The organism is Kitasatospora sp. NE20-6 (genome assembly GCF_045862635.1).
On sequence record NZ_BPRL01000033.1, the window covers coordinates 1 to 13,409 of the forward strand.

Annotated in this window: 13 protein-coding genes; 3 read left to right on the plus strand and 10 right to left on the minus strand. The window is 72.6% G+C overall.

Annotation, left to right across the window (positions count from 1 at the left end):
- Nucleotides 1-104 precede the first annotated feature (104 nt).
- The 6 genes from alaS to SNE206_RS22140 form a co-directional block, all read right to left on the minus strand.
- Nucleotides 105-2,759, minus strand: a complete 2,655-nt coding sequence (alaS, locus tag SNE206_RS22115) for an alanine--tRNA ligase (RefSeq protein WP_407915203.1) — start codon at nt 2,757-2,759, stop codon at nt 105-107.
- A 226-nt stretch (nt 2,760-2,985) separates the two neighbouring features.
- Nucleotides 2,986-3,654, minus strand: a complete 669-nt coding sequence (locus SNE206_RS22120; protein ID WP_407915204.1) for an HAD family hydrolase — start codon at nt 3,652-3,654, stop codon at nt 2,986-2,988.
- On the minus strand, nt 3,651-4,202 hold the full coding sequence (locus SNE206_RS22125) for an orotate phosphoribosyltransferase (protein ID WP_407915205.1): 552 nt from the start codon (nt 4,200-4,202) through the stop codon (nt 3,651-3,653). The genes SNE206_RS22120 and SNE206_RS22125 overlap by 4 nt, the downstream gene beginning before the upstream one ends.
- Nucleotides 4,199-4,798, minus strand: a complete 600-nt coding sequence (locus SNE206_RS22130; protein ID WP_407915206.1) for an LOG family protein — start codon at nt 4,796-4,798, stop codon at nt 4,199-4,201. The genes SNE206_RS22125 and SNE206_RS22130 overlap by 4 nt, the downstream gene beginning before the upstream one ends.
- Entirely contained in the window at nt 4,795-5,667 is an 873-nt protein-coding gene (locus SNE206_RS22135; RefSeq protein ID WP_407915207.1) for a hypothetical protein, read from the minus strand. Before SNE206_RS22135 ends, SNE206_RS22130 begins: the two co-directional genes overlap by 4 nt.
- Nucleotides 5,668-5,707: 40 nt before the next feature.
- Complete coding sequence (locus tag SNE206_RS22140; RefSeq protein ID WP_407915208.1) at nt 5,708-6,541, minus strand: aspartyl/asparaginyl beta-hydroxylase domain-containing protein; 834 nt, start codon at nt 6,539-6,541, stop codon at nt 5,708-5,710.
- 352 nt (nt 6,542-6,893) lie between these two features.
- On the opposite strand from SNE206_RS22140, the gene SNE206_RS22145 reads away from it, so the two are divergent.
- The 3 genes from SNE206_RS22145 to SNE206_RS22155 are packed head-to-tail and all read left to right on the plus strand — an operon-like array spanning nt 6,894 to nt 9,356.
- A complete protein-coding gene (locus SNE206_RS22145) occupies nt 6,894-8,324 on the plus strand; it encodes a hypothetical protein (protein WP_407915209.1) in 1,431 nt (476 codons plus the stop codon).
- A 23-nt stretch (nt 8,325-8,347) separates the two neighbouring features.
- Nucleotides 8,348-8,983, plus strand: coding sequence for a GNAT family N-acetyltransferase (locus SNE206_RS22150; protein WP_407915210.1), 636 nt, complete (start codon nt 8,348-8,350; stop codon nt 8,981-8,983).
- 4 nt (nt 8,984-8,987) lie between these two features.
- The gene (locus SNE206_RS22155; RefSeq protein ID WP_407915211.1) at nt 8,988-9,356 is read left to right on the plus strand and encodes a hypothetical protein; all 369 of its coding nucleotides are present in this window, start codon (nt 8,988-8,990) and stop codon (nt 9,354-9,356) included.
- Nucleotides 9,357-9,434: 78 nt separating this feature from the next.
- Here SNE206_RS22155 and SNE206_RS22160 read toward each other — a convergent pair whose 3' ends face one another.
- Genes SNE206_RS22160 through mobC form a run of 4 tightly spaced genes read right to left on the minus strand, consistent with a single transcriptional unit; the run spans nt 9,435 to nt 13,247 of the window.
- Nucleotides 9,435-9,740, minus strand: coding sequence for a hypothetical protein (locus SNE206_RS22160; RefSeq protein WP_407915212.1), 306 nt, complete (start codon nt 9,738-9,740; stop codon nt 9,435-9,437).
- 26 nt (nt 9,741-9,766) lie between these two features.
- Entirely contained in the window at nt 9,767-10,621 is an 855-nt protein-coding gene (locus tag SNE206_RS22165) for a ParB/RepB/Spo0J family partition protein (RefSeq protein ID WP_407915213.1), read from the minus strand.
- Nucleotides 10,622-10,668: 47 nt separating this feature from the next.
- Entirely contained in the window at nt 10,669-12,411 is a 1,743-nt protein-coding gene (locus tag SNE206_RS22170) for a relaxase/mobilization nuclease domain-containing protein (protein WP_407915214.1), read from the minus strand.
- Nucleotides 12,408-13,247, minus strand: a complete 840-nt coding sequence (gene mobC / locus SNE206_RS22175) for a plasmid mobilization relaxosome protein MobC (RefSeq protein WP_407915215.1) — start codon at nt 13,245-13,247, stop codon at nt 12,408-12,410. Before mobC ends, SNE206_RS22170 begins: the two co-directional genes overlap by 4 nt.
- Between the last annotated feature and the right edge of the window lie 162 nt (nt 13,248-13,409).

Here is a 13,409-nt window from a genome sequence, read left to right on the forward strand (position 1 = left end):
ACACGACGCTTGCGGGGGGTGGGGCGGGGCGGGGGGGGTGGGGGGGTGGCGGGGGGGGGGGGGGCGGGGGGGGCCCCCCCCCGACCGTCGGTGAGGGCGCGGAGCTACTGGCCGAGGACCTGGGCGCCGTCCCGGGCCGCGACCGCGAGGGCCTCGTCGAGCGCCCCGGTGTGGCGTCCGCCGGCGCTGGCGACGGGGCCCTTGCCGCCGGCTCCGCCGCCGACGGTGCGGGCGGCCGGGAGGAGGAGTTGGCTGGCCTGGGTGCCGGTGGCGTGGAGGGTGCGGGTGATGGCGGCGGCGAGGAGGGCCTTGCTGTCGTGTTCGGTGCCGAGGACGACGACGGCGCGGTCGGTGCCCAGGAGGTCGGCGGTGTGGGTGGCCAGGGTGCGGAGTTCCTCGGGGCCGAGGCCGGTCACCTTCTCGGTGATGATCCGGCCACCGGTGACGGTGCGGGCGGACGCGGCGAGTTGCTGGGCGCGGGTGCGGAGTTCGGTGTCGCGGAGGCGGCCGAGTTCCTGCTGGGCGGTGGCGAGGGCGTCGAGGCGCTTGCGCAGGGCGTCGGGGGCGTCCTTGGGGCGGGTGCCCAGGAGGGTTGCGAGTTCGTCGAGGAGGCGGCGTTCGGTGTCGTAGTAGGTGAGGGCGTCGCGGCCGGTGAGGGCTTCGATGCGGCGGAGGTTGGAGCCGATGGAGGCTTCGCCGAGGATGCGGACGGGGCCGGCGTTGGAGCCGTGGCCGACGTGGGTGCCGCCGCACAGTTCGCGGGAGAAGTCGCCGATGTCGACGATGCGGACGTGGTCGCCGTACTTCTCGCCGAACAGGGCGGTCGCTCCGGCGGCTTCGGCTTCCGAGCGGGTGGCGTGCCAGACGCGGACGTCGGGGTCGTCGAGGAGGTGGTCGTTGACGAGGGCTTCGAGGGCGGCGAGCTGGGTGGGGTCGAGGGCGGAGAAGTGGGAGAAGTCGAAGCGGAGCCGTCCGGCGTCGACGAGGGAGCCGTGTTGGCGGGCGTGGTCGCCGAGGGTGCGGCGGAGCATGGCGTGCAGGACGTGGGTGGCGGAGTGGGAGCGCGCCACGGCGTCCCGGCGCGGGCCGTCGACGAGGGCCTCGGCGGTCTGGCCGCTGCGGAGTTCGCCGTCAAGGACGCGCACGGTGTGGACGTGGAAGCCCTCCAGGCCGAGCTTGGTGTCCAGGACCTGTAGGACAGTGCCGTCGGCGGTGCGGACGGTGCCGGTGTCGCCGACCTGGCCGCCGGACTCCGCGTAGAAGGGGCTGCGGTCGAGCACGACCTCGACCGTCCGGCCCTGCTCGGCGCCGGAGGCGAGGGTGCCGTCGGCGATCACGCCGAGGACGGTGGCCTCGGCGGTGAGGCGGTCGTAGCCGACGAAGTCGGTGCGGCCGTGGCGGGCGGACAGTTCGCGGTAGGTGTCCTGGTGGCGCAGGGCCTCGGCGGTCTTCGCCTTGCCGCCGGACTTGGCGCGCTGCTGCTGCTCGGTGAGCAGGGTGGCGAAGCGGTCCTCGTCGACGCTCAGGCCGGCGTCGCGGGCGGCCTCGACGGTCAGCTCGACGGGGAAGCCGTAGGTGTCGTGCAGTTCGAAGGCGGTCTCCCCGGTGAGGGAGGTGGAGCCCGCGGTGCGGGTGCGGGTGATGGCGGCGTCCAACAGCCGGGTGCCCTGGGTGAGGGTGCGGGTGAAGGACTCCTCCTCGGCGGCGACGACCTGTTCGATCAGCGCGGACTGGGCGCGCAGTTCGGGCCAGACGTCGCCGAGGTTGCCGATGACGCTCGCGGTGGTGGCGGGCAGGACCGGGCCGTCGATGCCGAGCAGTCGGGCGTGGCGGATGGCGCGGCGAATCAGGCGGCGCAGGACGTAGCCGCGGCCGTCGTTGGCGGGCAGCACGCCGTCGGCGATGAGGAAGGCGATCGAGCGGGCGTGTTCGGTGACGACCTGGAAGGAGGTCTTCTGCTCGCCGGTGCCGGGGTAGTCGCGGCCGGCGAGTTCCTGGACGGTGGTGAGGGTGGGCAGGAGCAGGTCGGTGGTGCAGACGTTCTCGACGCCCTGGAGGATCGCGGCGAGGCGGTCGAGGCCGAGGCCGGTGTCGATGCTCTGCTGGGCGAGTTCGCCGAGGATCGGGAAGTTACCCTTCTTGTCGCCTTCGCCGCGCTGGTACTGCATGAAGACGAGGTTCCAGATCTCCATGTAGCGCTCGCCGTCGACGGCGGGGCCGCCTTCGCGGCCGAAGGCCGGTCCGCGGTCGTAGTTGACCTCGGAGCAGGGCCCGCACGGTCCGGGGACGCCCATCGACCAGTAGTTGTCCTCCATGCCCAGGCGCTGGATGCGGTCGGCGGGCACGCCGATCCTGCGCCAGAGCTGTTCGGCCTCGTCGTCGTCCTCGTAGACGGTGATCCAGAGCCGGTCCTTCTCCAAGTTGTATTCCTGGGTGAGGAGTTCCCAGGCGAAGGCGATGGCGTCGGCCTTGAAGTAGTCGCCGAAGGAGAAGTTGCCCATCATCTCGAAGAACGTAGCGTGCCGGTTGGTGCGGCCGACGTTGTCGATGTCGGAGGTGCGGGCGCACTTCTGGATGGTGGTGGCGCGCGGGTACTCCGGGGTGACTTCGCCCAGGAAGTAGGGCTTGAACTGGTTCATGCCGGCGTTGGCCAGCAGCAGCGTCGGGTCGGAGGGGATGAGCGGGCTGGACGGGACCTGGCGGTGGCCGCGGGAGGTGAAGAAGTCCAGGAAGGTGGAGCGGATCTGCGTCGAGCGCATGGCGGTATGGCCCTCACGGGGAGTCGTGGGAGAGGTGGGGGGTGTTCACACGCCGAGCCGGGCCGAGAACGAGGACTGAGTGGTTCTCAGTTCTCCAGCTCGGCGCAGATAGCTCGCGCCCCCACGGTGTAGACCATGACTCCAGACCATCGCTCTGAGGTGGCGCAGCCGCGACCGGACGCAACGGTCCGCTGCGACTGCGCCACCAACAGTAGCGGGTCCGGCGTCAAAATCGCTTGGCGTAGTCGTTCGACTGCCGGTCGCCCGTCAGGAGGAGCAGCGCGGAGGCGAGTCCGCCGGGCTGGTGGATCACCACCTCGGCGCCCGCCCTGGCCAGGGCCTCGGGCTCGGTGTAGCCCCAGCCGACACCGACGGCCCGGACGCCCGCGGCCCGGGCGGCACGGACGTCGACCACCGTGTCACCCACGAACACGGCCCCTGGCGGGTCAGCGCCGAGCCGGTCGAGCGCGAGCAGCAACCCGTCGGGCGCGGGCTTGGGCAGGGCGTCCTCGAAGCAGACGACCGTGTCCAGCAGAGCCAGCACGTGGGGCAGCAGCAGCCAGTCGACCCGGCGGCGGCTGCGCAGGGTGACGAGCCCGGTGGCCACACCGGCTGCGCGCAGCTCGGCGAGTGTCCCGACACTGAACGGGAAGGGCTCGGCGCGCAGGCCCGCAGTGGCGGTCGCCGCGTCCCAGGCTTCCTCGTGGAGCGGCCCGTCGAGGCCGAGGGCCGCCAGCACCTGGTCGCGCGGGGCGAGGTGCGCACCGAGGGGCAGGTCGGCGATGGTGACCCGCCGTCCGAGCACCGTCATCGCGTACCCGGCCAGCGTGGCGAGGTGGGCGTCTCGGCTGTCCAGCAGCACGCCGTCGAGGTCGAAGAGGACGACGGGGCTCACGCGGCACCGCTGGAGTGCCGCACCGGCAACTCCGCCTCCGTGAGCAGCGGGTGGAGGGTGACCCGGTGTTCGGCCAGCACCGCCCGGCCGCCGAGCGGGCGCTCCAGCACGCACATCGCGTCGGTGACCGGCGATCCGGCCATCCGCAGCGTCCTTGCCATGGTGAGGAGTTGGCTGCCGGAGCGGACGACGTCGTCGACCAGGACGGTGCGCAGGCCGGTGATGTCGGCGCCCTCGATCTGCCGGTGCGAGCCGTAGAGCTTGGGCAGGCGGCGCACGAAGACGGCGGGCAGGCCGGTGGCGGCCGACAGGGCGACGACCAGCGGGATGCCACCCAGCTCGATGCCGGCCAGGGCCTGGGCGCCGGTGGGTACGAGGTGCGCCAGCGCCCTGGCGGTGTCGCGCAGCAGCGCCGGGTCGGAGGCGAGGCGGAACTCGTCGAAGTAGGTGCTCAGGTGGGTGCCGTCGGAGAGCTTGAAGGGGGCGCTCACGCAGGCGGTCTCGGCGAGCCGGGCGGCGAGGCCGGCCTCGGTGTGACGGGTGGTCATGCTCCTCCGATCGGGCTGGTGTCGAGCGTGCCGAGCAGGGCCCGGAAGTCCTCGGCCGTCTCGGCGGTGTGCAGGAAGCCGAGCGGCCGGGTGGGCGTCTCGAAGAGCCACTTCTCGCCGCGCAGGAAGGCGAGCAGGCGCAGGGCAGCCGCTCCGGCGAGGCAGACCGGCACCGGGCGGACGGTGGTGGCGTAGTAGAGCGCGGCGGTCAGCTCGTGCAGGGTGCCGACGCCGCCGCCCATCGCGACGACCAGGTCGGCGCTGTCCAGGTAGTGGTTGAGCCGGGCACCGAGGTCGGGCAGGTGGACGGACATGGTGGCGTGCGGGTTGAACGCGCCCCACTCGTCGTGCTTGCCGATCAGGGTGACCGCGGTGACGGCGGTTCCTCGGGACGCGGCCCCGCGGGCGGCGGCCTCCATCAGGCCGTTGTAGCCGCCGTGCAGCAGCTGGTACCCGGCGCCGCCGAGAGTCCGGCCGATCGCCTCGGCCAGGAGCTCCTCCTCGGCCGAGGCGGGGAGGACGCCGCCGAAGAACACGGCGGTCAGACCCTCGCGGGCCCGAACAGTGGCCGGGCCCGCGAGGTGGAGTGCGTTCACGCCAGCTCCTGGTAAGTGCGGTACGCGGCGACGGCGTCGTGCAGTCCGTCGAGGGCCTGCGGGCAGGCACGCTCCACCAGCCCCAGCACGCGCTCGACCGCCGAGTCGACGTCGGCCGCCAGCGGAATCGCCGGGCCGCTGATCGCCGCGTCCAAGTCACCCAGGCAGGCCCGGCCGATCGGGGTCGCGGCGATCTCCTCACGCAGCTGGTACCAGCCCCAGAACCTGGACGCCGGGGCGAGGGCGGCCTTGACCAGGTCCTTCGTCGCGGTGTGCAGCCGGTGCCACTCGGCGTACGCGACGAACCGCTGGCCGCGCTTGATCCGCTTGTGCAGGAGCACGGCCAGGACCAGGTGCTCGATCAGCAGCTCGCCGCAGGTGCGCGGCCGGGCGAGGAACGCGTGCACGTAGCTGTCGGCCACGGCAATGTCCTGCACGGGTGCCGGCTCGGGCTCGCGGTCGAGGATGACGGCCGTGCTGACCGTCTCCCGCAGGCGCGGGACACGGGAGGCGGGCACGAGGTACAGGTCGATCTGGTGGAGGCGGCCCTCGTCCGGGACGAGGAAGACCGTTCCCACCCCGCCGAGGTCGGCGACGATCGTGTCCCGCCAACCGGGCAGCAGGGCGCCCGCTTCGACGGACATCAGCACGTCCAGCGTCTCGGCGAAGGAAGGCAGTTGGCCGTCACGGACGCCGACCACGAAGTCGACGTCCGAGAGCCGGTCGGCGGTGCCCTGCGCCAGGGAGCCGCGCACCATCAGGTGGGTGACGGCCGGGGAGGCGGCCAGGGTGTCGGAGAGCTTCGACAGCAGCGGCAGTTGCGCGGGCCGGTTGGCCTGGGTGATCTCGGCCAGTTGCAGGGTGGGCATGTGCTTCTCCTTCCGGAGCTTCGGTGGCGTCGGCGGCGGGTCAGGCGGACAGGGCGAGGAGGCGGGACTTGGCGGCCGTCCAACGGGCCGCGGCCTCCAAGTCGCCGAGGGAGGTGTGCAGTTCGGCGATCAGGTCGTAGGCCGCGCCCTCGGGCAGCGCGTAGGCGTAGAAGAGCCGCAGCAGCATCCGCTCGGCCGCCTCGGTGTAGCCCAGCCGGGCCATGGTGCGGGCGGTCTCCAGACGCTCGGCCAGGGCCGTCCGACTGGCGGCGGGCAGCGCTTCGGCGACAGCCGGGTGGAGCGAGGGGCGTCGGGCCAGCCGCTGGTACGCCTCGTCCGCGTAGACGTCGGCGATCAGGTGGATCCGGTCCGGGCCGAGCAGGTTGCACACCCCGTGCGGGTAGGTCGGGGTGAGCCGCCAGATCCGGCCGCCGGCCATGTGCACCTTGGTGCCTCCGGTCACCAGGAAGGCGGAGCTGTTGGTGTGCAGCGGGATGTGCAGCCGGTGCCGCTCGACCTCATCGAGCTCGTCGTAGTCGCGGTGCTCCCAGAGGAAGGCGTTGCCCTCCAGCCGGGCGAGCCGCACCCACATGTAGTTCAGCCCGAGGTCGGCGAGGTACGCGGCGGTGGCGGGCATCCGCTCCAGCAGCTCGGTCGGTCGGGCTGCGCAGTCGCCGATCTTGACGTCGGCGGCGTCACCGGAGGCGTTCATCAGCGAGGTGGTCCACCAGCCCCCGGACTGGTAGGCGCCGTACTCCGCCTTCCAAGGGGCCTGGGCGGTCAGGGCTTCGTGGCGCATCCGCTCCCACTGGGCGGCGTCCACGGACGCCAGCTGGGCGATCTGCCCGGCCAGCGCGGTCAATGTGCTCTCCATCGGTCCCTCCCGTTTCCGGCCTTCCGATCGGCGGGCCGGTGCGCACGTGGTGCTGGATGGACGGCTCGGACGGCGCTGTCGCTCACGGCCGTCGGCCTCACGCTTCGCTTCCACTCGTTCACGGACGGCGAAGTGGCGTTCAGCATGGTCTGGCGGCTGCGGCACCGATACGACCTGACCGCCGTCATCGGGGCGTCGTCTTCCTCACCATCGGGGAGGCGCGTGCGACGCATGCGACATGACTGCCGTCATGGCCGCCGCCATCTGCACCGTGCGCCGTCCCAAGGGGGTGTCCTGACGGTCGGCCGTGGCTATGGTCGAAGCAGGCGAACGGGGACCGGAGGAATCCGCGGTGGCTGAAAATCCCACGCTGTTAAGGGTTTTGACGCTGGAACGGCACTGGCAGGTCTACGCGACCTTCCGCCGTCAGTTCGAGGCCGCCGCAGTCCGCCTGGCCGAGGCCGAAGCGGACCCCCGCCTGGTGGGGCTGTCGGTCTCCAAGCGGCAGTTCGAACGCTGGTACGGGGGCAGGGTGAAGACCCGCCCCTACCCGGACCAGTGCCGGGTCTTGGAAGCCATGTTCGACGTCGGGGTCGACCAACTGATCGCCCCGGCTCCCGTCGGCCCGCCGCCTCGCACGGCGTCCCCGCTCGTCGTTCCGCCCCCACGGGTGGTCCCTGCCCTCCTCCTCTCCGAGCGGGCGGCGACCCCGCCCGCTGGAGGACCGTTCAGCAGCGAGTCCCGCCTCGACGCGGGCACCACGGAATTGGAAAGGCAGGTCGCGATGGCGGCTCGTCGTGCGCTTCGCTTCAGCGCGATGGCGGAAGGAAGCAGTGTCGGCCCGGAGACCCTGGGCCAGATCCAGGACGAGGTACGGCGGCTCACCGTCGCGTACCCCAGGCTCGCGCTGCCGACCCTGCTCGGTGACCTGGTCGAGGTCCAGGACCTGACCTTCCGGCTCCTGGAGCACGGCCGGGTCAAGCCGCTGCAGGCCCGCGAGCTGTATCTGCTCGCCGGCATCACCTCCGGCATGCTCGCCAAGGCCAGCCACGACCTCGGCAACCCGAGCGCCGCCATGATGCAGGCCCGCACCGCCTTCGTCTGCGCCGACAACGCCGACCACCACGCCATGCGCGCCTGGGTCCGCTCGCTGCAGTCGTTGATCTCCTACTGGGCGGGTCGCCCGGCCGAAGCCGCCGACTACGCCGACCTCGGGCAGACCGCCACCGGCAACGTCCGCGGCACCACCGGGGTCTGGCTCGCCTGCCTCTCTGCTCGCGCCCACGCCCTCCTCGGCAACGGCGAGGCCACCCGCGCCGCCATCCAACGCGCCGAGGACGCCCGGGCCGCCGCCGAGCCCGACGACCTGGACGGCTTCGGCGGCATCATGACCTTCCCCGTCCCCCGGCAGCTCTACTACGTCGCCGAAGCCACCGTGCACCTCGGCGAGGACCCCGCGCTCGGTGAGAGCCGCGCCGAGGCGGCCGTCGCCGCCTACCGCACCGCCGCTGAGGACGAGTGGGCCTTCGGCGACGAGGCCGGCGCCCAGACCGACCTCGCGCTCGCCCGCATCGCCCGAGGCGAGATCGAAGGCGCCATCGAGGCCGTCCGCCCGGTGCTCGACCTCCCCATCGAGCAGCGGAACTTCGGCATCACCAGCAGCGCCCAGCGCGTCCACGCCGCACTGCCGTTCGATGCCCACCGGGGCGGGGGCGCTGCGGCCGGCCTGCGGGAAGAGATCGAGGCGTTCACCGCGACGCCGACATCGGTCCTCGTCCGGTGAGCCCGCGGATAGGCTCCGCGGTCATGACCTCAGTCCACGTGACCGGCCCCCGCCTGACGCTGCGCGAGATCGAATCCGGCGACACCGACGACCTCCTGGCCATCTACGGCGACCCCGAGGCCACCCGGCACCTCAGCTTCGAACCCCGCACCCGCGACCAGGTGCAGGCGATCGTCGACCGCTCGATCGACTCGGCGAAGGCCGAACCGCGCACCGAGTACGGCCTCGCCGTCACCCGACACGGCGACCACCGCCTGATCGGTTACGCCCGGCTGGCGACGGAGCCCCAGCAGGCCGCCACCATCGGCTTCGCCCTCCACCCGGCCGAGTGGGGCCAGGGCCACGGCACCGAGACCGTCCACCTGCTGTCCGCCCTCGGCTTCAACCTCCTCGGCCTGCACCGGATCTGGGCCGCACGCTCCCCCCTGAACGATGCGTCCGCCCGGACCCTCCTGCGGGCAGGTATGACCGAGGACGGCCGCATTCGCGACCACGTCTTCGTCAACGGAGCCTGGCGTGACTCGATCACCTACTCGATCCTGGAGCACGAGTGGGTACCGCTCGACGGGCTGGAGGCCGGCGAGATCGCCGAACCTGACACGACCACAGCCCAGTTCCCCGACCGCACGGTCGGCAGCGATGGTTCAGGGGAGGAGTGAGGCCGTGTTGGCCGAACTGTCGGCGCCGCGCCTGGTGGTGCCCGGCATCGCCGAGTTCGCGCGCGGCGGGCTGCCCGAGCCACCGTCGACCGACGACGGCAACCACTGGGTCGACGGCTTCTGCTGGCTCTACTGCGACCAGCAGTGGACCAGAGTCCTGTGGATCGGCCCGGCCAGCGTCGCCGGCGCCCAGGCGGCCATGTACGGCTGCGAACCGTGCATCCGGGAACTCCAAGAGCGGGTGTGGCGCTCGATCCTCCTCAACGACGAACCGGCCGGTCCCGCACCGGCCGTCGCTCAAGGCGGGAGACCAGCGGTCAGTGGCCGCCCCGGCCGCCACCGCCGTACCGGTTGGTCGTTCTCGGGCAGGTGACCGCGCCGCTGACCGGTCCGGAAACCAAGGCCGTCGGGGCCAGCGCTGGAGTGCGCTGGCCCCGACGGATGCTGGAGATCAGTTCCACGTTGTCCCGGCGAGCAGGCCGTCGAAGCCCAGTGCCGTCATGGCGTCGTCGTAGTTCTCCCACTCGTGTTCGGGTTCGGTGAAGTGCAGGTCGAAGTAGGCGTGGGTGAGGTCGGGTTCCCCCCACTCGTGGGCGCAGCGGCAGCGGACGAAGACCTGATGGAGGACGTTGAGCAGGAGCCAGTCGCGGCGGGCGTGGCAGTGGGCGCAGGTGATGGGGATGCCGCGGGCGTCGAGTTCGCCGGGGTGGGAGACGGCTCGGACGGCGGGGCGGTGGTCGGGGCTGGGGTTGGTCAAGTGGTGCCCTTCGGCCGGTGACGGGTTCAGCGACACCACACGACGTCACGGCGGCCGGTGGTGTTCCCGGCCGCCGCAGATGACATCAAACCGACATCACAGCAGGTGAGTTGGGTCGGCTTCGGGTGGGTCAGGCGGCCTGTTCCACCGCGCAGGACTCGGCTTCGCCCGCGATGAGGCGGGTGACGAGCGCGCGGTGGTCGGAGGCGAGGCCGTCGAGGACCTGGAGGGTGTGGAGGCTGTCGGGCTCGCGCGAGTTCCCGGAGGGCGTCCCATCGTTCGGCGATGGCGGTCAGGTGCTCCTGGTCGCGGCGGACGGCTGCCTGCCGCTGGCCGAGTTCGCGGGTGGCGGCGTCGAGGGCGAGTTCGCCTTCGGTGACCCGGGCGGCCAGGTCGGGTGCGTGGGTGCGGAGGTGGTCGAACGCGGCCTGGGCGGCGGCGGCCTGGGCCTTGTGCTCGCGCGCGATGCCGGCGGCAGCGTCGAGGGAGAGCTTGCCAGCGCGGACCTGTTCGGCGAGGTCGGGCGCGCTCTGGAGGACGGTGTTGGCGAGGGAGAGGCGGGAGCGGCTGACGTCGTGGAGCTTGGCGTGGGTGCGCAGGGAGTGTCCCGAGCGTGAAAGGACCATCGCCTGGATCATGGCGCGCTGACCCGCGCTGATGTGCCGGCGGCGGACGTTGGACAGCCAGATGTACTCGGCCTGGTCGGTGCCCTCGTAGGTGGTGAAGCGGGGTTCGACGCCGGCGCGTTCGCAGGCGGCGAGGCGGTTGCGGCCGTCGAGGAGGACACCGTCGGGGTCGCGGACGATCGGTTCGAGCAGTCCGTGGGCCTTGATGTCCTCGGCGAGGTCGTGCAGCTCGTCCTCGGCGAGCATCGGGAACATGTCGGCGAGCGGGTGGATCTTCAGGGGTGGCTCCTTGCGGGGTGGGCTCAGCGGGTCCGGCGCGGCGGGGTGCCGGCCGGTGCGGTGGGCGGTGCGGTCGGTTCGGTGGACGGGGTGGCTCGCAGGCCGAGGGCAGTGGCGGCGGGGGAGCGGCGGCGGGCTGCTTCGGCGGCGGGGTTGGGCGCCGGGTTGCGGCTGGTGTGCTGGATGCGGCCGAGGAGGACCTTGGCGGGCAGGCGAGCGGTGGTGAGTTCGCGGCGGGCGGCGGCCTCCTGGAGGAGCTGTCGGGGCTGGTGGCCGAGGGCCTGGGCGTCGGCGAGGACGGTGGCCAGGGCGGGCCAGTTCGGGTCGGTGAGGACGCGGGTCGCGTGGTCGGGAACGGCGGAGCGGACGTCTCCCGTGAGGGCGCTGGTGATCTCCGGTCCGGGGCGGCGGTGGGCGAGGGCGGCCAGTTGTTCGGCGGCGGCCTGGTCGTAGGCGCTCTGGAGGTGCTGGACGGTCTGCCAAGCAGCCTGTGCCTGCTGGGCGTGGCCGCGGGCCTGGTGCCAGCGGTCGGCGAGCACCGCCGCCCACACCAGGGCCGCGATCATGACGGCGAGGGCGTTACCGTCGGGCCCGTCGCCCGCGCGGAGGATGTCGCGGGCGGCTCGGCGCAGGTCGGCAGCGCCCTGGTGGTCGGCGCGGACCTGGGAGCGTTGGGCGCGGGCGAACGTCCGGGTGGCAGCTCGCAGTTCGGCCCGCAGCTCCTGCGGGGCGGTCTGGGTGGTGGCGTTGATGATGTCGCCCAGCGCGGTGATCTGCGCCTGCCCGAGCGCACCGTCCCCTTCGCCACCGGCGGTGCTTTCCTCGGCGAGGTGCTGGTGGACGCGGTCCAGGGCGTCGGTGGTGCGCTGCCAACTGCTGCTGGGCCGGTTGCGGCGGGCGGTAGGGTGCTCCTCCGGCGCGGAGGCGGCGAGGCGGGCACGGAGCTTGGGCAACGACAGGTCGGGGGCGATCTTCCCGCCCGGGACGTAGATCTGCTCGCCCTCGGCGTTGGTGTCGCCGGGGCGGCCGACCGCGTAGCCCTGGAGGTCGCCGGACGGCAGGCGGCGGATCTTGACCTCGACGCCGTCGGCCTCCAGGTAGGCGAAGAGTTCCTCCATGCTGGCGGCGTGGGGGATGGCGTCGCGGATGCGGTCCTGGAGCCAGTCGCGGCTGGTCTGCTGCCAGCCGAGGCGGTCGGCCTTGTGCATCTCGGCCTGGGTGGGGCGGCGCTCGCCGGTCCGGTCGCCGGGCTGGACCTGGTGGAGGCCGAGTTCCTGCTCGATCTTCCGGGCCTCGGCCTGGGCGCGTTTGGCGCTGCCGTGGAGCTTGGGGCGGCGGCCGTCCTCGCGGACGGTGGTGGCGAGGATGTGGATGTGGTCGTCGGCGTGCCGGACGGCGATCCAGCGGCAGCCGTGCGGGTCGCCGTCGGGGGCGATACCGGCGGCGTGGACGGTGCGGCGGGCGATCTCGCCCCATTCGGCGTCGGAGAGGTAGCGGTCGCCGGGGGCGGCGCGGACGGGGCAGTGCCAGACGTGGCCGGTGACCTTCTTGCCGAAGCCGCTGTTGCGCAGGTTCACCGGCTCGTCGAGGATCCGGGCGAGCTGGGTGAGGGTGGCACCCGGGTCCCGGCCGGGATCGCGCAGGCCGAGCGGGCTGAAGGATCCGACGATGTGCGGGTCGGTGTGCTCGTCGTGGCGGCCGGGCCCGTAGAGGTAGGCGAGCAGACCGCGGGTGTTGCTGCCGGGGGCCTTGATGGAGGGGATCACGCTGCTGTGCCTCCTTCGGGGACGGTGTGGTGGGCGGTGGGGATGAGCAGGGCTTCGGCGATGTCGAGGAGCAGGTGCTCCAGGCGGATCAGGCGCTCGCGGCTGTCGGGTTCTAGGCGGTCGTCGCGGTGGAGCACGTGGACCATCTGGTTGATGTTGTTGCCGATGGCGTTGACCTCCCGCAGGAGTTCGGCCCGGAACTCTTGCAGCGCGAGGCGGTCGGTGTGCAGGGGCAGGTCGATGGTGAAGTCACCCCGGATGAACGCGAGCGCGATGTCTCCGAGGTATCCGGAGATCGTGCCGCCGTAGCCGTGGCGGTGGGCGGCGTCGAGGAGCTCGGCGTACTCCTCTTCGGCGAAGCTGACCGGCCCGACCCGCCTCTCGCGACGACTTCCGGTGGGCTTCCGGATCTCGCGGGCGGGCATCGGCTGAGCGCCTTCGGGGGCGTTCAGTTTCGGGACGTCGAGGGCGGCGGTGTTCGTGTGCAGGAACGCGTCTCGCGTCGCGCGCACGCTCGCGTCGGCGGCGAGCGTCGGTGCGGTGCGCTGATCGGCGGGGGCGAGGACGTCGAGCTGCAGCGCGTTGAGCTTGTCCGGGTCCGGGCCGCCCTCGGCCTGGGCCTCCCAGCCTGGCGCGCCCTCGCGCCGGGCCTCCTCCGCCACCCCCGGGGCGGAGGCACCCAGTCCCGCGCGAAGTGTCGGAGACTGGGTACAACTGGCTCCGCCAGGAGCCGAGTTGCCGAACACGGGAAGCAGACGGCCGATCAGCCTACCGCCCTTGGAGCCCTCCTTGGGTATGGCGCGGGCCGTGATGTGGCGGTCGTTCGAGTTGGGCACGGGGGCCTCCGGATTTTCTGTCGGGACACGCGTGCGGCGGGCAGCGGTGCGTGCGGGATGCGGATGGTTGTCGGGCGGGGGATCCGGTTCGGCAGTGCCGGGTTATCCGGTGCGGAAGGCGGGGGCGGGACTTCCGGTACCCCGCACCGGCGACATGCGGGG